This is a genomic window from Streptomyces sp. NPDC021019 (assembly GCF_044333295.1).
GTDB lineage: Bacteria > Actinomycetota > Actinomycetes > Streptomycetales > Streptomycetaceae > Streptomyces.
Genome location: NZ_JBIRQR010000001.1, coordinates 2,248,589 through 2,270,087 on the forward strand (window position 1 = coordinate 2,248,589; position 21,499 = coordinate 2,270,087).

22 protein-coding genes and 1 riboswitch are annotated in these 21,499 nt (G+C 71.6%); of the genes, 21 read left to right on the plus strand and 1 reads right to left on the minus strand.

Features of this window, described 5'->3' with window-relative positions; all coding sequences use genetic code 11:
- Positions 1-43 precede the first annotated feature (43 nt).
- The 11 genes from lepB (ACH4RG_RS10380) (at position 44) to ACH4RG_RS10430 (ending at position 9,686) form a co-directional block, all read left to right on the plus strand.
- Complete coding sequence (lepB, locus tag ACH4RG_RS10380) at positions 44-814, plus strand: signal peptidase I (protein WP_397923958.1); 771 nt, start codon at positions 44-46, stop codon at positions 812-814.
- Positions 807-1,883, plus strand: a complete 1,077-nt coding sequence (gene lepB, locus ACH4RG_RS10385; RefSeq protein ID WP_398163131.1) for a signal peptidase I — start codon at positions 807-809, stop codon at positions 1,881-1,883. Before lepB (ACH4RG_RS10380) ends, lepB (ACH4RG_RS10385) begins: the two co-directional genes overlap by 8 nt.
- The gene (gene lepB, locus ACH4RG_RS10390) at positions 1,786-2,682 is read left to right on the plus strand and encodes a signal peptidase I (protein ID WP_397924307.1); all 897 of its coding nucleotides are present in this window, start codon (positions 1,786-1,788) and stop codon (positions 2,680-2,682) included. Before lepB (ACH4RG_RS10385) ends, lepB (ACH4RG_RS10390) begins: the two co-directional genes overlap by 98 nt.
- Before the next feature lie 49 nt (positions 2,683-2,731).
- Positions 2,732-3,487: a signal peptidase I gene (lepB, locus tag ACH4RG_RS10395; protein WP_397923954.1), complete on the plus strand. Its 756-nt coding sequence runs from the start codon at positions 2,732-2,734 to the stop codon at positions 3,485-3,487.
- Positions 3,484-3,972 carry an NUDIX hydrolase gene (locus ACH4RG_RS10400; RefSeq protein WP_397923952.1) on the plus strand — a complete coding sequence of 163 codons (489 nt, stop codon included), beginning with the start codon at positions 3,484-3,486 and terminating at the stop codon, positions 3,970-3,972. Before lepB (ACH4RG_RS10395) ends, ACH4RG_RS10400 begins: the two co-directional genes overlap by 4 nt.
- A 64-nt stretch (positions 3,973-4,036) precedes the next feature.
- On the plus strand, positions 4,037-4,345 hold the full coding sequence (locus tag ACH4RG_RS10405; protein ID WP_003965949.1) for a DUF2469 domain-containing protein: 309 nt from the start codon (positions 4,037-4,039) through the stop codon (positions 4,343-4,345).
- Positions 4,346-4,503: 158 nt separating this feature from the next.
- Positions 4,504-4,863: a YraN family protein gene (locus ACH4RG_RS10410; protein ID WP_397923950.1), complete on the plus strand. Its 360-nt coding sequence runs from the start codon at positions 4,504-4,506 to the stop codon at positions 4,861-4,863.
- Positions 4,863-6,485 (plus strand): YifB family Mg chelatase-like AAA ATPase, encoded by a 1,623-nt coding sequence (locus ACH4RG_RS10415; RefSeq protein ID WP_397923948.1) that lies wholly within the window; start codon positions 4,863-4,865, stop codon positions 6,483-6,485. The genes ACH4RG_RS10410 and ACH4RG_RS10415 overlap by 1 nt, the downstream gene beginning before the upstream one ends.
- Positions 6,486-6,820: 335 nt before the next feature.
- On the plus strand, positions 6,821-7,933 hold the full coding sequence (gene dprA / locus ACH4RG_RS10420; RefSeq protein WP_397924305.1) for a DNA-processing protein DprA: 1,113 nt from the start codon (positions 6,821-6,823) through the stop codon (positions 7,931-7,933).
- Positions 7,934-8,187: 254 nt separating this feature from the next.
- Positions 8,188-9,024, plus strand: coding sequence for an RNA polymerase sigma factor WhiG (whiG, locus tag ACH4RG_RS10425; RefSeq protein ID WP_003965944.1), 837 nt, complete (start codon positions 8,188-8,190; stop codon positions 9,022-9,024).
- A 104-nt stretch (positions 9,025-9,128) separates the two neighbouring features.
- The gene (locus ACH4RG_RS10430) at positions 9,129-9,686 is read left to right on the plus strand and encodes a TetR/AcrR family transcriptional regulator (RefSeq protein ID WP_018960723.1); all 558 of its coding nucleotides are present in this window, start codon (positions 9,129-9,131) and stop codon (positions 9,684-9,686) included.
- Here ACH4RG_RS10430 and ACH4RG_RS10435 read toward each other — a convergent pair.
- Positions 9,637-10,395 (minus strand): murein hydrolase activator EnvC family protein, encoded by a 759-nt coding sequence (locus tag ACH4RG_RS10435; RefSeq protein ID WP_397928720.1) that lies wholly within the window; start codon positions 10,393-10,395, stop codon positions 9,637-9,639. The genes ACH4RG_RS10430 and ACH4RG_RS10435 overlap by 50 nt on opposite strands.
- Before the next feature lie 322 nt (positions 10,396-10,717).
- Here ACH4RG_RS10435 and rpsB point away from each other — a divergent pair, with 322 nt between their 5' ends.
- From rpsB to ACH4RG_RS10485, 10 genes are all read left to right on the plus strand, one after another.
- Positions 10,718-11,650 carry a 30S ribosomal protein S2 gene (gene rpsB / locus ACH4RG_RS10440; RefSeq protein WP_397923944.1) on the plus strand — a complete coding sequence of 311 codons (933 nt, stop codon included), beginning with the start codon at positions 10,718-10,720 and terminating at the stop codon, positions 11,648-11,650.
- 99 nt (positions 11,651-11,749) lie between these two features.
- Complete coding sequence (gene tsf / locus ACH4RG_RS10445) at positions 11,750-12,586, plus strand: translation elongation factor Ts (protein WP_018960720.1); 837 nt, start codon at positions 11,750-11,752, stop codon at positions 12,584-12,586.
- 161 nt (positions 12,587-12,747) lie between these two features.
- Positions 12,748-13,524 carry a UMP kinase gene (gene pyrH, locus ACH4RG_RS10450; RefSeq protein ID WP_397923942.1) on the plus strand — a complete coding sequence of 259 codons (777 nt, stop codon included), beginning with the start codon at positions 12,748-12,750 and terminating at the stop codon, positions 13,522-13,524.
- Between the two features lie 122 nt (positions 13,525-13,646).
- Positions 13,647-14,204: a ribosome recycling factor gene (gene frr, locus ACH4RG_RS10455; protein ID WP_018960718.1), complete on the plus strand. Its 558-nt coding sequence runs from the start codon at positions 13,647-13,649 to the stop codon at positions 14,202-14,204.
- Positions 14,204-15,289: a phosphatidate cytidylyltransferase gene (locus ACH4RG_RS10460; RefSeq protein WP_397923940.1), complete on the plus strand. Its 1,086-nt coding sequence runs from the start codon at positions 14,204-14,206 to the stop codon at positions 15,287-15,289. The genes frr and ACH4RG_RS10460 overlap by 1 nt, the downstream gene beginning before the upstream one ends.
- A gap of 108 nt (positions 15,290-15,397) precedes the next feature.
- Positions 15,398-16,504 carry a 23S rRNA (adenine(2503)-C(2))-methyltransferase RlmN gene (gene rlmN, locus ACH4RG_RS10465; protein WP_018960715.1) on the plus strand — a complete coding sequence of 369 codons (1,107 nt, stop codon included), beginning with the start codon at positions 15,398-15,400 and terminating at the stop codon, positions 16,502-16,504.
- A gap of 79 nt (positions 16,505-16,583) precedes the next feature.
- Positions 16,584-16,700: riboswitch (TPP riboswitch) on the plus strand.
- Between the two features lie 81 nt (positions 16,701-16,781).
- A complete protein-coding gene (locus tag ACH4RG_RS10470; protein ID WP_397923938.1) occupies positions 16,782-17,876 on the plus strand; it encodes a thiamine ABC transporter substrate binding subunit in 1,095 nt (364 codons plus the stop codon).
- 80 nt (positions 17,877-17,956) lie between these two features.
- Positions 17,957-19,573, plus strand: a complete 1,617-nt coding sequence (locus ACH4RG_RS10475) for an ABC transporter permease (RefSeq protein ID WP_398163158.1) — start codon at positions 17,957-17,959, stop codon at positions 19,571-19,573.
- 5 nt (positions 19,574-19,578) lie between these two features.
- Complete coding sequence (locus ACH4RG_RS10480) at positions 19,579-20,601, plus strand: ABC transporter ATP-binding protein (protein ID WP_397923936.1); 1,023 nt, start codon at positions 19,579-19,581, stop codon at positions 20,599-20,601.
- A 414-nt stretch (positions 20,602-21,015) separates the two neighbouring features.
- On the plus strand, positions 21,016-21,471 hold the full coding sequence (locus tag ACH4RG_RS10485; protein WP_398163132.1) for an SRPBCC domain-containing protein: 456 nt from the start codon (positions 21,016-21,018) through the stop codon (positions 21,469-21,471).
- Positions 21,472-21,499 lie beyond the last annotated feature (28 nt).

Below are 21,499 nucleotides of genomic sequence, written 5' to 3' on the forward strand. Positions count from 1 at the left end.
GGGGTGACCCGTCCACAGCATGGCCGGATAAGCTTCGGCCGCGATGGACACGCAAGCACAGCACTCGGAGCGCGACCGCTCCCCGGAACCCGACGCGGGGTCCGGGGAGAGGTCGCGCTTCTCGCGCGTACGGGGCCGTGTCGTCTCCGTCCTGTCCTGGCGCCGGGTGCTCACCGGAGTGGTCCTGGCCGCTGTCGTCCTGCTGCTGTTCAGCTCCTACGTGATCCAGCCGTTCCTGATTCCCAGCCGCTCGATGGAGCCCACGCTGCGGGTCGGTGACCGGGTTCTCGTCAACAAGCTGGCCTACCGATTCGGCACCGAGCCCGAACGCGGCGACGTGGTGGTCTTCGACGGCACCGGCTCGTTCGTACGGGAGGATCCCGACGCGAACCCGCTGACCGGGCTGGTGCGCGGGGCGGCCTCCTCCCTGGGGCTCACGGAGCCCGCCGACACCGACTTCGTGAAGCGCGTGGTGGGCGTGGGCGGTGACCGTGTCGTCTGCTGCGACGCGCGGGGAAGGCTCGCGGTCAACGACGTGACGGTGGACGAGCCGTATGTGTACCCCGGTGACACCGCCTCCCGGGTCCCCTTCGACATCGTGGTCCCCGCCGGCACCCTGTGGATGATGGGCGACCATCGCAGCCGCTCCAGCGACTCCCGGGATCATCTCGGATCGCCCGGGGGCGGGATGGTCCCCGTCGAGCGGGTGACCGGGCGGGTGGACTGGCTGGGCTGGCCGCCCGCACGGACGGGTTCGCTGGTGGGGACCGGCGCCTTCGACGGTGTACGGGCGCCCGGCGCGGCGCATGGGTAACCGCGGGCGTCCGCGCGGCGCACCCGGCCCCGACGCGGCCCTGCCGACCGGGGCCGGGCCCACCGGGCCCCGCTCCCTGCCCACCCGGGCGGAGCGCCGTCGGCTGGCAAAGAAGGTCCGGCGCAAGCGGCGTGGGTCCGCGGTGCGGGAGATACCCGTCCTCGTCGTCGTGGCGCTCCTGATCGCGCTCGTCCTGAAGACGTTCCTGGTGCAGGCGTTCGTCATTCCGTCCGGGTCGATGGAGCAGACCATCCGGATCGGCGACCGGGTGCTCGTGGACAAGCTGACCCCGTGGTTCGGATCGAAGCCGCAGCGCGGCGACGTCGTGGTGTTCAAGGACCCCGGCGGCTGGCTCCGGCAGGAGAACCCCGCGGAGAAGAAGGACCCGCCGATCGGCGTCAAGCAGGTCACCGAGGTGCTGACCTTCATCGGGCTGCTGCCGTCCGACGACGAACAGGACCTGATCAAGCGGGTCGTCGCGGTCGGCGGCGACACCGTGAAGTGCTGTGGCGAGGACGGCCGGGTCACCGTCAACGGCGTACCGCTGGCCGAGACGTACCTCCACCCCGACGACCGGCCCTCGACCATCTCGTTCGAGGTGAAGGTTCCCCGGGGTCGACTGTTCATGATGGGGGACCACCGGTCCGACTCGGCCGACTCACGCTTCCACCTCGACGAACCCGACCGGGGCACGGTCTCCGAGGAGGAGGTCGTGGGGCGGGCCGTCGTGATCGCCTGGCCGTTGGGCCACTGGAGCACCCTGGAACAGCGCGACGCGTTCAGCGCGGTCCCGGACGCGCGCGCACCGGAGGCGGCGGCTTTGGCCCCGTCGAATAGTGTGGCACCTCCGGATCCCCATGGAATGGTCCGGCTCCCGACCCCTGCGGAACTCCCGCTCGTTATGGGAGTGGTGGGCCTGCACCGGATCGGGCGCGGGCAGTGGCACGTATTGAGGAGTGGATGTGGGGGATTTGGCGGTCGGCGCACGATCCGGACACGACGAACCCGAGGACCGGCCGGAGCGCGACGAGTCTCCCGCGGGCGGGGCGGCGGTCCCGCCGGAGGGTGAGGGCGACCCCCCGGGCGGCGACGGCGGCAGGCCGGCCAGGAGGCAACGTTCTTTCTGGCTGGAGCTTCCGCTACTCGTCGGTATCGCGCTGGTTCTGGCGCTGCTGATCAAGACGTTCCTGGTCCAGGCGTTCTCGATCCCCTCGGACTCCATGCAGAACACTCTGCAGCGGGGTGACCGGGTGCTGGTCGACAAGCTGACCCCGTGGTTCGGCTCGGAGCCGGAGCGCGGCGAGGTCGTGGTCTTCCACGACCCGGGCGGCTGGCTCGAGGACACCGTGACCCCGGAGCCCAACGCGGTGCAGAAGTTCCTGAGCTTCATCGGCCTGATGCCGTCCTCCGAGGAGAAAGACCTGATCAAGCGGGTCGTCGCGGTCGGCGGTGACACCGTGGAGTGCAAGGAGAACGGCCCGGTCACGGTCAACGGGAAGAGCCTGGACGAGAAGTCGTTCATCTTCCCGGGGAACACCCCGTGCAACGACAAGCCCTTCGGCCCGATCAAGGTGCCGGACGGCCGGATCTTCGTCATGGGGGACCACCGGCAGAACTCCCTGGACTCGCGCTACCACCAGGAGCTTCCGGGACAGGGCACGGTCTCCACGGACGAGGTCGTCGGCCGCGCCGTCGTCATCGCCTGGCCGCTGGGCCGCTGGGCGACCCTCCCGGTGCCCGACACCTTCGACCAGCCCGGCCTCAACGCGGCCGCCGCGATGGCGCCGGCGGCGCTGGGGGCAGCCGGAGCGGTGCCCCTCGTGTTGTGGCGCCGCCGGAGGCTGACCGCAGGGCGTACCGCCGGGTAGGGTGCCGACTCGGATCAGCGATTGTCGATCTCCGACGGGGGGCGCTGGGATGAGCGGTACACGACGCGAGGAAGACGGCCGCGGTCGGCTCGGCGCCATGGTGTCGGGCTTGGCCGTGGCCGTCGGCTGTGTGCTCTTCCTCGGCGGTTTCGTCTGGGCTGCGGTGGTCTACCAGCCGTACACGGTCCCGACCGACTCGATGTCGCCCACGGTGAGGCCCGGTGACCGGGTACTCGCCGAACGGATAGACGGCGCCGATGTCCGGCGCGGTGACGTGGTGGTCTTCACCGACGAGGTCTGGGGCGCCACACCGATGGTGAAGCGTGTCGTCGGGATCGGCGGCGACAAGGTGGCCTGCTGCGACCGGGAGGGCAGGCTCACCGTCAACGGAACCCCCCTCGACGAGCCCTACCTCGACCGGGGCCCGGCGGCCCCGGGCACGAAGGCTCCGGCCTCGCCCCAGGACTTCTCCGCCACCGTGCCCCGGGGCCAGATCTTCCTGCTCGGCGACGAACGGGCCACCTCCCTGGACTCCCGGGTCCACCTCCAGGACGCCGGCAAGGGCTCCGTGCCCCTGAGCGCGGTACGGGCCCGGGTGGACGCGGTGGCGTGGCCGATGGACGGCATGATCGACCGGCCCTCCTCGTTCGCCGCGCTGCCCGGCGGGGTGTCCGCCGCCGGGCCGCTGCGGTTCCAGCTGGGCGCGATCGTGGTGGGAGCGGTACTGATCCTCCTCGGAGCGGTGTACGGGCCCGTGGCGGCGCGTCTCGCCCGCCGGAGGACCCCCGCCGGAGCGGCCCGATGACCTCCTGGGCCCGCAGGGTCGCCCGGGTGGTCCTCCTGGACCCCGACGACCGCGTCCTGCTGCTGCACGGCCATGAGCCGGACGACCCGGACGACACCTGGTGGTTCACCCCGGGCGGGGGCCTGGAGGGCGACGAGACCCGGGAGGCGGCGGCCCGCCGCGAGCTGGAGGAGGAGACCGGGATCACGGACATCGAGCTGGGCCCGCTGCTCTGGACCCGGATCTGTTCCTTCCCGTTCGACGGGCGACGCTGGGACCAGGACGAGTGGTACTACCTGGCCCGTACGACGCAGACCGCGACGGCTCCGCGGGGCCTCACCGACCTGGAACTGCGCAGCGTCGCCGGTCTGAGGTGGTGGACTTCCGCCGAACTGCTCGCGACGCGTGAGACGGTGTACCCGACCAGACTCGCCGAGCTGCTGCGCACGCTCCTCGACGAGGGCCCCCCGTGCGATCCGCTGGTTCTGGCCCCCGAAATCGTCTAATCGTCCAGGGGCGCCGGAGGCTGACGCACAATGGGGGCACGCACGGCTGAAGGGGAAACATGCCATGAGCGCCGAGGACCTCGAGAAGTACGAGACCGAGATGGAGCTGAAGCTCTACCGGGAGTACCGCGATGTCGTCGGTCTGTTCAAATATGTGATCGAGACCGAACGGCGCTTCTACCTCACCAACGACTACGAGATGCAGGTGCACTCCGTCCAGGGTGAGGTTTTCTTCGAGGTGTCCATGGCGGACGCCTGGGTCTGGGACATGTACCGGCCCGCGAGGTTCGTCAAGCAGGTCCGCGTGCTGACCTTCAAGGACGTCAACATCGAAGAGCTCAACAAGAGCGATCTGGAGCTTCCGGGAGGCTGACCCCGCGCTGTCCGGTGCCGGGCTCCTGATACGCGCGTCGCGGATACGACCCGGTCACCCTTGTGGGTGGCCGGGTTTTCCACATCCGCGGAGTTGTCCACCAAGATCCACATCTTGGGGCGGGCCGGGTCACAGTCGGTGCCGGAGGTGGTGCCGACATGAACGCACGGGGGGCACTCGGGCGGTACGGCGAGGATCTGGCGGCGCGGCTGCTGGACGAAGCCGGAATGGCGGTGGTCGAGCGCAACTGGCGCTGCCACGCCGGAGAGATCGACATCGTGGCCAGGGACGGCGACGCCCTGGTCTTCTGCGAGGTGAAGACGCGCAGGTCACACGGGTTCGAACACCCCATGGCGGCGGTCGGTCCGGTCAAGGCGGACCGGCTGCGACGGCTCGCCGAGATCTGGCTCGACCGGCACGGCGGGCCACCGCCCGGCGGGGTCCGCATCGATCTGATCGGGGTGATCGTGCCCCGGCGCGGAGCCCCGGTCGCGGAGCACGCCCGGGGGGTGTCCTGATGGGCTTCGCGCGAGCGTGTTCCGTGGCGCTGGTCGGCGTCGAGGGCGTGGTGGTGGAGGTCCAGGCGGACCTGGAGCCGGGCGTGGCGGCCTTCACCCTGGTCGGACTGCCGGACAAGAGCCTGGTCGAGAGCCGGGACCGGGTGCGGGCCGCCGTGGTCAACTCCGGTGCCGAGTGGCCGCAGAAGAAGCTCACGGTCGGCCTCTCCCCGGCCTCCGTGCCGAAGAGCGGTTCGGGTTTCGACCTCGCCGTCGCGTGTGCGGTCCTCGGCGCGGCGGAGCGGATCGACCCCGCCGCGATCGCCGACGTGGTGATGATCGGCGAGCTGGGTCTGGACGGCCGGGTCCGTCCGGTACGGGGCGTGCTGCCCGCCGTCCTCGCGGCGGCCGAAGCGGGGTACGAGCAGGTCGTCGTTCCCGAGCAGACGGCCGGGGAGGCGGCCCTGGTGCCGGGAGTCTCCGTCCTCGGCGTCCGGAGCCTGCGCCAGCTCATCGCCGTCCTGTGCGACGAACCGGTGCCGCAGGAGCCGGTCGACGGCCAGGGACGCCCCGACGCCATGCTGGCCGGGCTCATGATCCCGGGCACGGGCCTCGGTGCGGGGCTCGTCCCGGCCGCCGGGCGGGACGACGGGCACCGGCCCGACCTGGCGGACGTCGCGGGGCAGCCGCGCCCGCGACAGGCCCTGGAGGTGGCGGCGGCCGGGGGACACCATCTGCTGTTCTCGGGCCCGCCGGGCGCCGGCAAGACCATGCTGGCCGAGCGGCTGTCGTCGGTCCTGCCGCCGCTGACCCGGCAGGAATCCCTCGAAGTGACGGCGGTCCACTCCGTGGCGGGCATCCTCCCCCCGGGTGAACCGCTCGTCTCCCGGGCGCCCTACTGCGCCCCGCACCACTCGGCGACGATGCAGTCCCTGGTCGGCGGGGGCAACGGGATGCCGAGGCCCGGGGCGGTGTCCCTGGCCCACCGCGGGGTGCTCTTCCTGGACGAGGCCCCCGAGTTCTCGGGCAAGGCCCTCGACGCGCTGCGGCAGCCGCTGGAGTCGGGGCATGTGGTGGTCGCGCGGTCCGCGGGGGTGGTGCGGCTGCCGGCCCGATTCCTGATGGTGCTGGCCGCCAATCCGTGCCCCTGCGGCCGGCACTCGCTCACCGGCGCGGGCTGCGAGTGCCCGCCCTCGGTCGTCCGCCGCTATCAGGCGCGGCTGTCCGGGCCCCTCCTCGACCGGGTGGACCTGCGGGTCGAGGTGGAGCCGGTCGACCGCGTGGACCTCCTGGGGCAGGGCGGCCGTGGCGAGTCGACGGCCGTCGTCGCCGCACGGGTGCGGGACGCCAGGGCGCGGGCGGCCGAGCGGCTGGCCGGCACCCCGTGGACCACGAACAGCGAGGTGCCGGGCCACGAGCTGCGGACCCGGCTGCTCGCGGCCCCGGGAGCGCTGGCGGCCGCGGAGCGGGATCTGGAGCGCGGGATCCTCACGGCCCGGGGGCTGGACCGGGTGCTGAGGGTGGCGTGGACCGTGGCGGACCTGCGGGGAGCCGCCCGCCCGGACGCTTCCGACGTGGCGGCCGCCCTGGAGCTGCGTACGGGCATCCAGCGCGGGGTGCCGATGGGGGTGGGGGAGCGGTGACCGGGGTGACGGGGGAAGGGCTGCCGGGGCCGGGGCGCCCGCCGGGGGCCGGCCGGGAGTCGGCCCGGGACGGTGGCCCGGGCGAGAGCCGAGGGCGCGGGCCGGACCGGGAGCGCGGGGCGGGGGCGGGCCGGGAGGGTGGCGTGGAGTCGGATCAGGAGTACGGGGCGGAGCCGGACCGGGAGTGCGTCGCGCGGTCCGGCGGCCGGGGTCGCGGGCCGGAGCCGGCCCGGGATGGTGACCGGGAGCGCGGGCCGGAGCCGGGCCGGGACGGTGGCCGGGATGCCGTGCGGCACAGGGAGGCGGAGCGGCTGGCCAGGGCCGCGCTGACCCGGGTGCTGGAGCCGGGGGACGAGCGCGCGGGGCGCTGGCTCCGGCAGACCGGCCCCGTCGAGTTGATGCGGAGGCTCACCGTCGAGGACGGCTCCGCCGAGAGGCTGCCGGGGATGACGGCCGCACGGCTCGGGGGCTACCGGCTGCGGGCCGCCGGAGCGGAGCCGGGGCGGGACCTGGCCGAGGTCGCCGCGGTGGGCGGGCGCTTCGTCTGCCCGGGGGACCGGGAATGGCCGAGCCAACTGAACGACCTGGGCGACGCGCGGCCCGTCGGGCTCTGGGTGCGGGGGCGGTCCGATCTGCGGCTGTGGTCCCTGCGCTCGGTCGCGGTGGTCGGCGCGCGGGCCTGCACCCCGTACGGGGCGCACATGGCGGCGGCCCTCGCCTCCGGGCTCGCCGAGCGGGGCTGGGTGGTGGTGTCGGGCGCGGCGTTCGGGGTGGACGGGGCCGCCCACCGCGGCGCGCTGGCCGCGGGCGGGGCGACGACGGCGGTGCTGGCCTGCGGGGTCGATGTCGCCTACCCGCGCGGGCACGCCGAGTTGCTCGGGCGGCTGGCACAACAGGGCCTCATCGTCGCCGAGTTGCCCCCGTCGTCCCACCCCACCCGCAGCCGATTCGTCATGCGCAACCGTGTCATCGCAGCGCTGACCAGGGGGACGGTCGTGGTGGAGGCCGAATACCGCAGCGGCTCGCTGGTCACCGCCCGCCAGGCACAACGGCTCGGCCGCGTCGCGATGGGGGTCCCCGGCCCCGCCACCAGCGGACTGTCGGCAGGGGTCCACGAGCTCTTGCGCGGTGAGGGCCTGCTCGTCACCGACGCGGACGAAGTCGTCGAGCTGGTCGGGGACATCGGCGACCTCCCGCCGGTCCGCCGCGGACCGGTGCTGCCCAGGGACCACCTGGACGCGGTCACCGCGCGGGTCCTCGACGCGCTCCCCTACCACGGTGTCACCCACCCTCGTGACCTCGCCCGCGCCGCGGGGACGTCCGCCGACGAAACGCTCGGTCGACTGTACGAACTGCACTCACTGGGGTTCGTCGAACGCGAAGGCGACGGCTGGCGATTGACGCTTCCGTCGGCACGCAACGACGACGCGCGGCGAGGCGGTACTTGACCTGGAGCATTCGGGTGAAAAGGTAAGGCCGATGACCTCGCACGATCGATCGGTGACCTGCTCAGGGCCCGTGCCCACGGCGGCGGCCCCGGCCTCCGGCGGGCGCGGACGGCGTGAACGGCGCAACGCGATCAGGCGGCAGGGATCTCCCGGCCTGCGCGGACTGCGACGTCGCAGTCACGCTACGCTCACAAGGATTCCGCCCCAGACAAAAGTCCCCCAGCACTTCACGGCAGAACGGCTCAAGGCACCACATGCCCCAGCACACCTCCGGGTCTGACCGCGCGGCAGTACCACCGGTTGCGCGTGGCACTGTGCGCCCTCCCGCCCCCTCCTCCCTCGACGAGTTGTGGCGCTCGTACAAGACCACGGGCGACGAGCGACTGCGGGAGCAGCTGATCCTGCACTACTCGCCGCTCGTGAAGTACGTCGCGGGCCGGGTGAGCGTAGGGCTGCCGTCCAACGTCGAGCAGGCCGACTTCGTCTCCTCCGGGGTCTTCGGGCTGATCGACGCCATCGAGAAGTTCGACATCGAACGGGCCATCAAGTTCGAGACGTACGCGATCACCAGGATCCGCGGCGCGATGATCGACGAACTCCGGGCCTTGGACTGGATCCCGCGGTCCGTCCGCCAGAAGGCGCGGAACGTGGAGCGCGCGTACGCCACGCTGGAGGCGCAGTTCCGGCGTACGCCGTCGGAGGCCGAGGTCGCCTCGGAGATGGGCATCGCCCTGGAGGAACTGCACGCCGTTTTCAGCCAGTTGTCGCTGGCCAACGTGGTCGCCCTGGAGGAGCTGCTGCACGTCGGCGGCGAAGGCGGCGACCGGCTGAGTCTGATGGACACGCTGGAGGACACCGCCGCCGACAACCCGGTGGAGGTCGCCGAGGACCGCGAGCTGAGAAGACTGCTCGCGCGGGCCATCAACACTCTCCCCGACCGGGAGAAGACCGTGGTGACCCTCTACTACTACGAGGGCCTCACCCTCGCGGAGATCGGCAACGTCCTCGGGGTGACCGAGAGCAGGGTCAGCCAGATCCACACCAAGTCCGTGCTCCAGCTCCGGGCGAAGCTGGCCGACGCGGGCCGCTGACGCCCCTTTCCGGCACTCTCCGGCCATCCGATCGGCGGTCGTGCCCTCCCCCCGCATCCCTGCCGCCGTAGAGTGGAGGCGTGCCCAGGATTCGAGCGGCCTCGGTGGCCGAGCACCGGACCATGCAGCGCGGCGCCCTCCTGGACGCCGCGCGCTCCCTGCTGTCCGAGGGCGGTACGGAGGCGCTGACCTTCCCCGCGCTCGCCGAGCGCACGGGCCTCGCGCGCTCCTCCGTGTACGAGTACTTCCGCTCCCGTGCCGCCGTCGTCGAGGAGCTGTGTGCCGTCGACTTCCCCGTCTGGGCGGCCGAGGTCGAGAACGCCATGCAGGGCGCCGAGACGCCCGAGGCGAAGATCGAGGCGTATGTGCGCCGGCAGCTCGACCTCGTCGGGGACCGTCGCCACCGCGCGGTCGTCGCGATCTCGGCGAGCGAGCTGGACGCGGGCGCCCGGGAGAAGATCCGGGCCGCGCACGGCGGGCTGATCGCCATGATCGTCGAAGCGCTGGGCGACCTCGGCCACACACAGCCGAGACTGGCCGCCATGCTCATGCAGGGTTCGGTCGACGCCGCCGTGCGCCGTATCGAACTGGGTGTCGCGGAGGAGCCGGGCGTCATCGCGGACACCGTCGTCGCGATGGTCCTGCGCGGCGTGAGCGGCTGACCCGGACGGCGTCCGGCTCCGGCACCCCGAACACCGGCAGCAGCCGCGAGGGGCCCTTCCGCAGCAGTGCGGGCGGCAGCAGCGAGAGCGGGTCCAGATAGGCGTCCCCGCGCCGTAGCCCCCAGTGCAGACAGCCTTCGTCGCAGTGGAACGGCCCTTCCTCCAGCACCCCGACCGGCTGCCCGGCCCGGGCGCTCGCGCCCTCCTCGACCAGCGCCCTCACCGGCTCGTACGTGGTGCGCAGCGGCGGCGAACCGCTGCCGGCCACCTCGACGGCGACCACCCCGCGCCCCGCCACCCGGCCCGCGAACGACACCCGGCCGTCGGCGGCCGCCAGCACCCGGGCACCCGGCTCCGCCGCCAGGTCCACGCCGCGATGGCCGGGCCCGTAAGGACCGGCGGGCGGCTCCCACCCCCGTAGCACCGTGGGCCTCCCCGGCAGCGGCCAGCTCCGGGGGCCGCTGCCGGTGCCACCCTCCGTGCCGCCTTCCGTGCGGACGCCCGCGCGGCCCGCACGGAAGGGCTCGTCGGTGCGCGCGCCCGACGAGAACGCCAGGGCTCCGGCCGGGACGACGGACCCACCCGGGGCCGAGGGGCCGGCCGGGAGCAGCACGCGCAGCGGGAGCACAAGGAGCACAAGGAGCACCAGGAGCGGCAGGAACGCGGTGCGGCGGGCGGGGGAGCGGCGTGGGCCGGACTGAAGGCGCATGACGCCACGATGGCCCGGAGGCCTGGATTCCGGGGATCGAGGACCGCCCCTGTGGACTACTCGCCGGTTGTGGATATCGCGGCCACCCGGCCGTGGACGTCACCGTCGCCCGGTTGTGGACATCGCCGTCATCAGGCACCCGACCGGTCCCGTACACTTCTTACGGCGATCCGGGTCACCGGGTCGACTTCGCACGCCCCGCCACCTCCCTCTTCTCGGAGGTGGCCGCGCTCCTCGGTCCTTCGTGGCACGGCGCGTCGGGGCGTCAGGCGCGAGCGCAAACCTGCGGTCGCGGTAACCGAGCACCTCAAGGAGTACGGCCATGGCCGTCGTCACGATGCGGGAGCTGCTGGAAAGCGGCGTCCACTTCGGTCACCAGACCCGTCGCTGGAACCCGAAGATGAAGCGCTTCATCTTCACCGAGCGCAACGGCATTTACATCATCGACCTGCTCCAGTCGCTGTCGTACATCGACCGCGCCTACGAGTTCGTCAAGGAGACCGTCGCCCACGGCGGCTCCATCATGTTCGTGGGTACGAAGAAGCAGGCCCAGGAGGCCATCGCCGAGCAGGCGACGCGCGTCGGCATGCCGTACGTCAACCAGCGTTGGCTCGGTGGCATGCTCACCAACTTCTCCACCGTCTACAAGCGCCTTCAGCGTCTGAAGGAGCTCGAGCTCATCGACTTCGAGGACGTGGCCGCCTCCGGCCTCACCAAGAAGGAGCTCCTGGTCCTCTCGCGCGAGAAGGCCAAGCTGGAGAAGACCCTCGGTGGTATCCGCGAGATGCAGAAGGTGCCCAGCGCCGTCTGGATCGTCGACACCAAGAAGGAGCACATCGCCGTCGGTGAGGCGCGCAAGCTCCACATCCCGGTCGTCGCGATCCTCGACACCAACTGCGACCCCGACGAGGTCGACTACAAGATTCCGGGCAACGACGACGCGATCCGCTCCGTCACCCTGCTCACCCGCGTGATCGCCGACGCGGTCGCCGAGGGCCTCATCGCCCGCTCCGGTGCCGCCACCGGTGACTCGAAGCCGGGCGAGAAGGCCGCCGGCGAGCCCCTCGCCGAGTGGGAGCGCGACCTGCTCGAGGGCGACAAGAAGGACGAGACCGCGGCTGCCGCCGAGGTCCAGACCTCTGTCGAGACCGAGAAGGACGCCGCAGCCGACGTCGAGACGCCGGCCGAGGCCGCTGTCGAGGCTCCGGCCGCCGCCGAGGCCCCGGCCGCCGACGCGGACGCCGAGCAGGCCTGACACCCGTCACGGCTGCTGACGGCGGGGGCCGACGCCACAAGCGTCGCCCCCGCCGTTCACCCGTAGATCTTTCAGACTTCGAGAGAGACATACAGACTCATGGCGAACTACACCGCCGCTGACGTCAAGAAGCTCCGCGAGCTCACCGGCGCCGGCATGATGGACTGCAAGAAGGCGCTCGACGAGGCTGACGGCAACGTCGACAAGGCCGTCGAGGCGCTCCGTATCAAGGGCCAGAAGGGCGTCGCCAAGCGCGAGGGCCGCTCTGCCGAGAACGGTGCCGTCGTCTCCCTCATCTCCGAGGACCAGACGTCCGGCGTCCTCCTCGAGCTGAAGTGCGAGACGGACTTCGTCGCCAAGGGCGAGAAGTTCCAGGCCGTCGCCAACACCCTCGCCGCTCACGTCGCCGCGACCTCCCCGGCCGACATCGAGGCGCTCCTCGCCTCCGAGATCGAGGCCGGCAAGACCGTCCAGGCGTACGTCGACGAGGCCAACGCCAACCTCGGCGAGAAGATCGTCCTGGACCGCTTCGCGCAGTTCACCGGTGCCTACGTCGGTGTGTACATGCACCGCACCATGCCCGACCTGCCCCCGCAGATCGGTGTTCTGGTCGAGCTGGACAAGGCCGACGCCGAGCTGGCCAAGGGCATCGCGCAGCACATCGCCGCCTTCGCCCCGAAGTACCTGTCCCGCGAGGACGTCCCGGCCGAGGTCGTCGAGGCCGAGCGTCGCGTCGCCGAGGAGACCACGCGCGCCGAGGGCAAGCCCGAGGCCGCGCTCCCGAAGATCGTCGAGGGTCGCGTCAACGGCTTCTTCAAGGAGGCCACCCTCCTCGGCCAGCCGTACGCGCTGGACGCCAAGAAGTCCGTTCAGAAGGTCCTGGACGAGGCCGGTGTCACCCTGAAGCGCTTCTCGCGCATCAAGGTCGGCATCTGAGTCCGTCCGGGCGTACAGCGCCGGACCCGATAGGGTCTGGTGCAGTCGACGGCCGCACCCACGCCGGACGACCGCAGATCTGACGAGGAGGCCATTGCCGCTGTAGGGACACCAGACCCACCGGCAATGGCCTTCTTCGTATGTGCACGAGGAGAATTTCCATGGACAAGGGCGCGGACGCCATGCAGGCCGACGACCAGCGCGACGACGACAAGGGGTCCGGGCGCTTCATGCTGAAGCTCTCCGGTGAGGCATTCGCCGGTGGCGGCGGTCTCGGCGTCGACCCCGACGTCGTGCACACCATCGCCCGCGAGATCGCCGCCGTCGTACGCGACGGCGCCCAGATCGCGGTGGTCATCGGGGGAGGTAACTTCTTCCGCGGCGCCGAGCTCCAGCAGCGCGGCATGGACCGGGCCCGGTCCGACTACATGGGCATGCTCGGCACCGTCATGAACTGCCTGGCACTCCAGGACTTCCTGGAGAAGGAGGGCATCGACTCGCGCGTCCAGACCGCCATCACCATGGGTCAGGTCGCCGAGCCGTACATCCCGCTCCGCGCCGTACGGCACCTGGAGAAGGGGCGCGTGGTGATCTTCGGCGCCGGTATGGGCATGCCGTACTTCTCCACCGACACCACCGCCGCCCAGCGTGCCCTGGAGATCGACGCCGAGGCGCTGCTCATGGGGAAGAACGGCGTGGACGGGGTCTACGACTCCGACCCGAAGGCCAACCCCGACGCGGTGAAGTTCGACGCACTGGAGTACGGCGAGGTGATCACCCGCAATCTGAAGATCGCCGACGCCACCGCCATCACGCTCTGCCGTGACAACCAGCTCCCGATCCTCGTCTTCGAGCTGACCACCGAGGGCAATATCGCTCGCGCGGTCAAGGGTGAGAAGATCGGCACGCTCGTGAGCGACGAGAGCACCCGGGCCTGACGGCCCCCCAGGATGGACAACGGCCTGCCGGTCGGACACCGTGCAGGTGAGGACGCGACGCAGGACCCGCAGGGCCAGGCGATGACGACGCCGGGCCCACCCAAGACACGCAGGAGCACGTGGTGATCGAAGAAATCCTCCTCGAGGCCGAGGAGAAGATGGAGAAGGCCGTTGTCGTCGCGAAAGAGGACTTCGCCGCGATCCGTACCGGCCGCGCGCACCCGGCGATGTTCAACAAGATCGTCGCCGACTACTACGGCGCGCTGACCCCGATCAACCAGCTGGCCTCGTTCTCGGTTCCCGAGGCGCGGATGGCCGTCGTGACGCCGTTCGACAAGACCGCGCTGCGCAACATCGAGCAGGCGATCCGCGACTCCGACCTCGGCGTCAACCCGAGCAACGACGGCAATATCATCCGGGTGACGTTCCCCGAGCTCACCCAGGACCGCCGCAAGGAGTACATCAAGGTCGCCAAGACCAAGGCCGAGGACTCCAAGATCTCGATCCGCTCCATCCGCCGCAAGGCCAAGGAGACCCTCGACAAGCTCGTCAAGGACAAGGAGTCCGGCGAGGACGAGGTGCGCCGCGCCGAGAAGGAGCTCGACGACACCACCGCGAAGTACGTCGCGCAGGTGGACGAGCTGCTCAAGCACAAGGAAGCCGAGCTGCTCGAAGTCTGATGAACGACTCTTCCCGGGGTGCCCCGCAAGGAGCCGGTTACTGGGGCACGCCCGAGATGAGGGCTGCCCCGGCGGGTCCTGCCCACGATGTGCATGGCGCCCAGCAGACTCGGCCCATGCCCAACGTGCCGGACGTTCCCGACGCAGGTAGAGACGCGCTGAGCCGCGACGGCCGGGACAGGGAAGCCGCTCACGTCAGCGGCCCCCTGTTCCGAGACGAGAAGCCGCAGGAGCCCATGTCCACCCCGCTGCCGCCCCCGCCGCAGAAGAAGCGCGCGGGGCGTGATCTGCGCGCCGCCATAGGGGTGGGCGTGGGTCTCGGCGCCGTCATCGGCGTCTCGCTGTTCATCGTGAAGGCCGCTTTCATCGGCGTGATAGTGGCCGCGGTCGTCGTCGGCCTCTGGGAGCTGACCTCCCGCCTCCAGGAACGCAAGGACATCAAGGCGCCCCTGGTGCCGTTGGCCGTCGGCGGAGCCGCGATGGTCGTCGCGGGTTACGCGCGAGGACCCGAGGGCGCCTGGATCGCCATGGCCCTGACCGCCCTGGCGGTGCTGGTCTGGCGGATGACCGAGCCGCCGGACGGGTATCTCAAGGACGTCACGGCCGGAGTCTTCGCGGCGTTCTACGTGCCCTTCCTGGCCACCTTCGTCGCCCTGATGCTGACGGCGGACGACGGGTCGTGGCGGGTCCTGACCTTCCTGGTCCTCACCGTGGTCAGCGACACGGGCGCGTACGCGGTCGGCTGGCGCTTCGGCACGCACAAGCTCGCCCCGCGCATCAGCCCCGGGAAGACCCGCGAGGGCCTGCTCGGAGCGGTCGCCTTCGCGATGGTCGCCGGCGCGCTGTGCATGGAGTTCCTGATCGACGGCGGCGCCTGGTGGCAGGGACTGCTGCTCGGCCTCGCGGTCGCGGCCAGTGCGACCCTCGGCGACCTGGGCGAGTCCATGATCAAGCGGGACCTCGGGATCAAGGACATGGGCACCCTGCTCCCGGGCCACGGCGGCATCATGGACCGGCTGGACTCGCTCCTGCCGACCGCGCCGGTCGTCTGGCTGTTGCTGGTGCTGTTCGTCGGCTCCGGCTGACCGTCCGGCTCCCCGGCACCCTGTTTCACCTGCACGTTTCGCGAGTGAGGGCCCGTCGTCCACAGGGCGGCGGGCCCTCGCCCGTCTGTCTGCGACACTGGATGAACCATGCCTAAGCCCGGAGAACTCACTTTCGTCGCGCCCCGCGGATCCAAGAAGCCGCCGCGGCACATCGCCGACCTCACGCCCGCCGAGCGCAAGGAAGCGGTCGCCGCGACCGGTGAGAAGCCGTTCCGCGCCCAGCAGCTCTCGCAGCACTACTTCGCGCGGTACGCGGCCGATCCGGCCGAGTGGACCAACATTCCGGCCGGATCACGGGAGAAGCTCGCCGAGGCGCTGTTCCCCGATCTGATGTCCGTGATGCGGCACATCAGCTGCGACGACGACACCACGCGCAAGACCCTGTGGAAGCTGCACGACGGGACGCTCGTCGAGTCCGTCCTGATGCGCTATCCCGACCGCGTCACGATGTGCATCTCCTCGCAGGCCGGCTGCGGAATGAACTGCCCGTTCTGCGCCACCGGGCAGGCCGGCCTCGACCGCAACCTGTCGACCGCCGAGATCGTGCACCAGATCGTCGACGGCATGCGTGCCCTGCGCGACGGCGAGGTGCCCGGCGGGCCCGCGCGGCTGTCCAACATCGTCTTCATGGGCATGGGCGAGCCGCTTGCCAACTACAACCGCGTGGTCGGCGCGATCCGCCGTCTCACCGACCCGGAGCCGGACGGCCTCGGCCTGTCGCAGCGCGGGATCACCGTCTCCACCGTGGGACTCGTCCCGGCCATGCTGCGCTTCGCCGACGAGGGCTTCAAGTGCCGCCTCGCCGTCTCGCTGCACGCCCCGGACGACGAGCTGCGCGACACCCTGGTCCCCGTCAACACCCGGTGGAACGTCCGCGAGGTGCTGGACGCCGCCTGGGAGTACGCGGAGAAGTCCGGCCGCCGGATCTCCATCGAGTACGCCCTGATCCGGGACATCAACGACCAGGCCTGGCGGGGCGACCGGCTCGGCCGGCTGCTCAAGGGCAAGCGGGTGCACGTCAACCTGATCCCGCTGAACCCCACGCCCGGCTCGAAGTGGACCGCCTCGCGGCCCGAGGACGAGAAGGCCTTCGTCGAGGCCATCGCCGCCCACGGCGTGCCCGTCACCGTCCGGGACACCCGCGGTCAGGAGATCGACGGGGCCTGCGGGCAGCTGGCGGCCTCCGAGCGCTGAGGGCTGTTCCGTAGCCCTTGGCCTCTCCCGCCCGGGCGGCCGAAATCCGCCGGTGTAGCCTGGGCCCGAAATCAACTTCATATTCCGACAGGGGAGCGCCACAGCGCTGAGAGTGCGGCACCAAGGACAGGTTGGCCGCAGACCCTCTGAACCTCGCCCGGGTCATTCCGGGTAGGAAGTTCGGACCTTACTCAAGCTGTTGCGCCCTGCCCGCTTCCGGTTCGCCGGACGGCGGGCGGGGCCGCGTCTCTTCCTGGTCATCTCCAGGAGGAATCACATGAACACCACCACGAAGTACGCGGCGACCGCACTCGCCGCCGCTCTCGGCGTCACCGTGCTCGCGGGCTGCGGAGACGACGGCTCCGCGGGCTCCGGGGCGTCCAAGGGCACCGGCTCCAAGACCGTCACCCTGGTCAGCCACGACTCCTTCAACGTCTCGGACAAGGTGCTGAAGGCGTTCACGAAGGAGACCGGCTACAAGGTCGAGATCCTCAAGAGCGGCGACGCCGGGGCCGCGCTCAACCAGGAGATCCTGACCAAGGGCTCCCCGCGCGGCGACGTCTTCTTCGGCGTCGACAACACCCTGCTCTCCCGCGCCCTCGACAACGGCCTGTTCACCGCGTACGAGGCCAAGGGCCTGGACACGGTCGCGGCGGACACACAGATGGACGAGAAGAAGCGGGTCACGCCCGTCGACACCGGCGACATCTGCGTCAACTACGACAAGAAGTACTTCGCCGACAAGAAGCTCGCCCCGCCGAAGACCTTCGACGACCTGCTGAAGCCCGCGTACAAGAACCTCCTCGTCACCGAGAACGCCGCGAGTTCCTCGCCCGGCCTCGGCTTCCTGCTCGGCACCATCGCCGCCCAGGGCGAGGACGGCTACGAGGCGTACTGGAAGAAGCTGAAGGCCAACGGTGTCAAGGTCGTCGACGGCTGGGAGCAGGCGTACAACGAGGAGTTCTCCGGCTCGGCGGGCGGCAAGAAGGCCAACGCCGACCGGCCGCTCGTCGTCAGCTACGCCTCCAGCCCGCCCGTCGAGGTGCTCTACGCCGACCCGCAGCCGAAGGAGGCCCCCACCGGGGTCGCCACCGGTACCTGCTTCCGGCAGACCGAGTACGCGGGGCTGCTGACCGGGGCGAAGAACGAGGCGGGCGGCAAGGCACTGCTGGACTTCATGATCAGCAAGACGTTCCAGGAGGACATGCCGCTGAACATGTTCGTGAACCCGGTCGTGGAGGACGCGGCCCTCCCCGAGCTGTTCACGAAGTTCGGCGAGAAGATCGACACGCCTCCCACCGTCGCGCCCGAGAAGATCACCGCCAACCGTGAGCAGTGGATCCAGTCGTGGCAGTCGCTGGTCCTGAAGTAGAGCCCGGGGCGAAGACCGCCGAGGCCGCCCGGGCCCGCCGTGGGCCCGGGCGGCGCGGGGCCGCGCTGCGGCTCGGCCTGATGGCCGTGCCCGTGGCGTTCTTCGGGCTGTTCTTCGCCTATCCCGTGACCGCGATCGTCGGCCGCGGGCTCAAGGCGGGGGGCGACTGGCAGTTCGGGCGGATCGGCGACGTGCTCGCCCGGCCCGACATCCTCGACGTCCTCTGGTTCACCACCTGGCAGGCCCTCGCCTCGACCGCGCTCACCCTGCTGATCGCCCTGCCCGGGGCGTATGCCTTCGCCCGGCTCGACTTCCCCGGCAAGCAACTGCTGCGGGCGGTCGTCACGGTGCCGTTCGTGCTGCCCACCGTCGTCGTCGGCACCGCGTTCCTGGCGCTGCTGGGCCGGGGCGGGCTCCTCGACGAACTGTGGGGCGTCCGCCTGGACACCACCGTGTGGGCGATCCTCCTGGCCCACGTCTTCTTCAACTACGCCGTGGTCGTACGGACGGTGGGCGGTCTCTGGTCCCAGCTGGACCCCCGGCAGGAGGAGGCCGCCCGGGTGCTCGGCGCCGGACGGTTCGCCGCCTTCCGCCGGGTGACGCTGCCCGCGCTCGCCCCGGCCGTCGCCGCCGCCGCGCTGATGGTCTTCCTCTTCACCCTCACCTCCTTCGGCGTCGTACAGATCCTCGGCGGACCCGCCTACTCCACCCTGGAGGTGGAGATCTACCGGCAGACCGCACAACTGCTGGACCTGCCGACGGCCGCCGTGCTGAGCCTGGTCCAGTTCGCCGCGGTCGGCGCGATCCTCGCCGTGCACGCCGCGACCGTACGCCGCCGGGAGCGGGCGCTGAAGCTCGTCGACCCGGGCCAGACGTCTCGTCGGCCGCGCGGTCCCGGACAGTGGGCACTGCTCGGCGGTGTCCTCCTCACCGCGCTGCTGCTGATCCTGCTGCCGCTGGGGGTGCTGGTGGAGCGCTCCTTCGACGGATCCGGCGGGTATGGCCTCGGCTACTACCGGGCCCTCCAGTCGGCCGGGTCCGGCGGCTCCTCCACCTTCCTGGTCCCGCCGCTGGAGGCCGTCGGCAACTCCCTGCGGTACGCGCTCGTCGCGACGCTCATCGCGCTCGTCGTCGGCGGGCTCGCGGCGGCGGCCCTGACCCGGCGGGCCGGGCCGCTGGTCCGCGGCTTCGACGCGCTGCTGATGCTGCCGCTCGGGGTGTCCGCCGTCACCGTCGGCTTCGGCTTCCTGATCACTCTCGACGAGCCGCCGCTCGACCTGCGCACCTCCTGGATCCTGGTCCCGCTGGCCCAGGCGCTGGTCGGCGTCCCCTTCGTCGTACGGACCATGCTGCCCGTGCTGCGCGCGGTCGACGACCGGCTGCGGGAGGCCGCCGCCGTGCTGGGGGCCTCCCCGCTGCGGGCCTGGCGGGAGGTCGATCTGCCGCTGGTGCGGCGGGCTGTGCTGGTCGCGGCGGGCTTCGCCTTCGCCGTCTCCCTCGGGGAGTTCGGCGCGACGGTCTTCATCGCGCGGCCGGACAACCCGACCCTGCCGGTCGCCGTGGCCCGGCTGCTGGGCCGGTCGGGGGAGCTCAACTACGGGCAGGCGATGGCCCTCAGCACGATCCTGATGCTGGTGTGCGCGGTGTCGCTGCTGCTCCTCGAACGTATCCGCACCGACCGATCCGGGGAGTTCTGAACGACATGCTGAGCTTGCGGGAAGCCACCGTGCGGTTCGGGAAGCGGACGGCGCTGGACGCGGTCGACCTGGAGGTCGCCGACCACCGGATCGTCTGCCTGCTCGGTCCCAGCGGCAGCGGGAAGTCCACCCTGCTCCGGGCCGTCGCCGGGCTCCAGCCCATGGACGGCGGCCGGGTCCTGCTGGCCGGACAGGACCAGAGAGGCGTCCCGGTGCACCGGCGCGGCCTCGGCCTGATGTTCCAGGACCACCAGCTCTTCCCGCACCGGGACGTCGGCGCCAACGTCGCCTTCGGGCTCCGGATGCACGGCGTCGGGCGGGCCGAGGCCGAGCACCGGGTGCGTGAGCTGCTGGAGCTGGTCGGTCTGCCCGGCGCCGAACGCCGCGCGGTCGCCGCGCTGTCCGGCGGTGAGCAGCAGCGCGTCGCCCTGGCCCGCGCGCTCGCCCCGCGCCCGAAGCTCCTGATGCTGGACGAGCCGCTCGGCCAGCTCGACCGCAGCCTCCGCGAACGCCTTGTCGTCGAACTGCGCACCCTGTTCCAGGACTTGGGCACCACCGTGCTGGCCGTCACGCATGACCAGGGCGAGGCGTTCGCGCTCGCCGACCGGGTCGTCGTGATGCGGGACGGCCGGATCGCTCAGGAGGGCGGCCCGCTGGACGTCTGGCAGCGTCCCGCCTCGGCGTTCGTCGCTCGCTTCCTCGGCTTCGACAACGTCACTCCGGCGACCGTGACCGGCCCGGCCGCCGCCACCGCCTGGGGCAAGGTGCCGGTGCCCGAGGGCTCCCCGCAGGGTGAGATGGATCTGCTGGTCCGGCCCGCCGGCGTCCTGATCGGCGCTCCCGAGGACGGTCTGCGCTGCACGGTCGGCGTCCGCACCTTCCGGGGCAACCACGTGACCGTACGGCTGATACCTGAGAACGCGCCGGTGCTGGAGGCCGAGTGCGCCCTGCGGGACACCCCGGACGAGGGTGCGGTCGTGGGCGTCCGCTTCGACGCGGCGGAGACGGTGGTGCTGGCGGCGGAGTGACAGGGCGAGCGGTCGCCGGCAGGGGGGGGGAGCGGTCGCCGCCATGGGGTGAGCCGTCGCCGCCGCCCCGCTTCCGCCGCCCGTCCTGGTTGTCGGGGCCCGGCCGACCGCTACGGCCCTCGCCCGGCGTCCGCCCGCACGCCCGGGGCCCCGGCCCCGAAGCGGCGTGCGAAGCAGTACGGCAGGAGGGGCGGGACGCCGTACGGTCCCGGGCAGGGGACGGCATACACCCTCCGGCGCGCTGCGCCCGCGTGGCGTGGTGGAGGAAGAAGGACTCACGACACCCTCGCGGGACTGCCGCCCCCTCACCGACGCGTGGCAGGGGGGCGGCGGGCCGGGCAAGCTGGAGGCGGACAATCCCGCGGCCGGCGATCCGGCCCCGCGGGACGGCCGGATCGGACAAGGACCGTGATCATGACCGGTGGCACCCGCGAGGGCATCGACCTCACCCGCGTCCTGCACGCCCCGCAGCAGCGCGTCTTCGCCGCCTGGACCTCACCGGAGGACTTCGCCGCCTGGTACGGGGGAGAGGCGGACGTCCCCCTGGACCGGGTGGCGATGAACGTACGGCCCGGCGGCGCGTGGAGCCTGGTCATCGTGATGCCGGGAGTGGAGATGCCCTTCCACGGGATCTACCGCGAGGTGAGCGAGCCCGACGGTCTCGTCCTCACGCTCAAGGACGCCTCGGCGCCCGAGGACGCCGAGGGCGAGATCGTCACCGTCACCTTCAGCGACCTCGGCGACGGGACCACCGAGTTGGCCTTCCAGCAGCGCGGCGGCAACCTCACGCCGGAGCAGTACGCGGCGGCGGAGGACGGTTGGGAGGCCTTCTTCGATGCCCTGGCCGCCCGGCTCGCCACCCATCCCTGAGCCCGCCGGATCCCCGTCCCAAGACCTC

What these genes read in the sequence shown, in the direction of transcription:
- lepB (WP_397923958.1), top strand. Translation starts at nt 44, where the DNA reads ATGGACACGCAAGCACAGCACTCGGAGCGCGACCGCTCCCCGGAACCC.
- lepB (WP_398163131.1), top strand. Translation starts at nt 807, where the DNA reads ATGGGTAACCGCGGGCGTCCGCGCGGCGCACCCGGCCCCGACGCGGCC.
- lepB (WP_397923954.1), top strand. Translation starts at nt 2,732, where the DNA reads ATGAGCGGTACACGACGCGAGGAAGACGGCCGCGGTCGGCTCGGCGCC.
- ACH4RG_RS10400 (WP_397923952.1), top strand. Translation starts at nt 3,484, where the DNA reads ATGACCTCCTGGGCCCGCAGGGTCGCCCGGGTGGTCCTCCTGGACCCC.
- ACH4RG_RS10405 (WP_003965949.1), top strand. Translation starts at nt 4,037, where the DNA reads ATGAGCGCCGAGGACCTCGAGAAGTACGAGACCGAGATGGAGCTGAAG.
- ACH4RG_RS10410 (WP_397923950.1), top strand. Translation starts at nt 4,504, where the DNA reads ATGAACGCACGGGGGGCACTCGGGCGGTACGGCGAGGATCTGGCGGCG.
- ACH4RG_RS10415 (WP_397923948.1), top strand. Translation starts at nt 4,863, where the DNA reads ATGGGCTTCGCGCGAGCGTGTTCCGTGGCGCTGGTCGGCGTCGAGGGC.
- whiG (WP_003965944.1), top strand. Translation starts at nt 8,188, where the DNA reads ATGCCCCAGCACACCTCCGGGTCTGACCGCGCGGCAGTACCACCGGTT.
- ACH4RG_RS10435 (WP_397928720.1), bottom strand. Translation starts at nt 10,395, where the DNA reads ATGCGCCTTCAGTCCGGCCCACGCCGCTCCCCCGCCCGCCGCACCGCG.
- rpsB (WP_397923944.1), top strand. Translation starts at nt 10,718, where the DNA reads ATGGCCGTCGTCACGATGCGGGAGCTGCTGGAAAGCGGCGTCCACTTC.
- tsf (WP_018960720.1), top strand. Translation starts at nt 11,750, where the DNA reads ATGGCGAACTACACCGCCGCTGACGTCAAGAAGCTCCGCGAGCTCACC.
- pyrH (WP_397923942.1), top strand. Translation starts at nt 12,748, where the DNA reads ATGGACAAGGGCGCGGACGCCATGCAGGCCGACGACCAGCGCGACGAC.
- ACH4RG_RS10460 (WP_397923940.1), top strand. Translation starts at nt 14,204, where the DNA reads ATGAACGACTCTTCCCGGGGTGCCCCGCAAGGAGCCGGTTACTGGGGC.
- rlmN (WP_018960715.1), top strand. Translation starts at nt 15,398, where the DNA reads ATGCCTAAGCCCGGAGAACTCACTTTCGTCGCGCCCCGCGGATCCAAG.
- ACH4RG_RS10470 (WP_397923938.1), top strand. Translation starts at nt 16,782, where the DNA reads ATGAACACCACCACGAAGTACGCGGCGACCGCACTCGCCGCCGCTCTC.
- ACH4RG_RS10475 (WP_398163158.1), top strand. Translation starts at nt 17,957, where the DNA reads ATGGCCGTGCCCGTGGCGTTCTTCGGGCTGTTCTTCGCCTATCCCGTG.
- ACH4RG_RS10480 (WP_397923936.1), top strand. Translation starts at nt 19,579, where the DNA reads ATGCTGAGCTTGCGGGAAGCCACCGTGCGGTTCGGGAAGCGGACGGCG.
- ACH4RG_RS10485 (WP_398163132.1), top strand. Translation starts at nt 21,016, where the DNA reads ATGACCGGTGGCACCCGCGAGGGCATCGACCTCACCCGCGTCCTGCAC.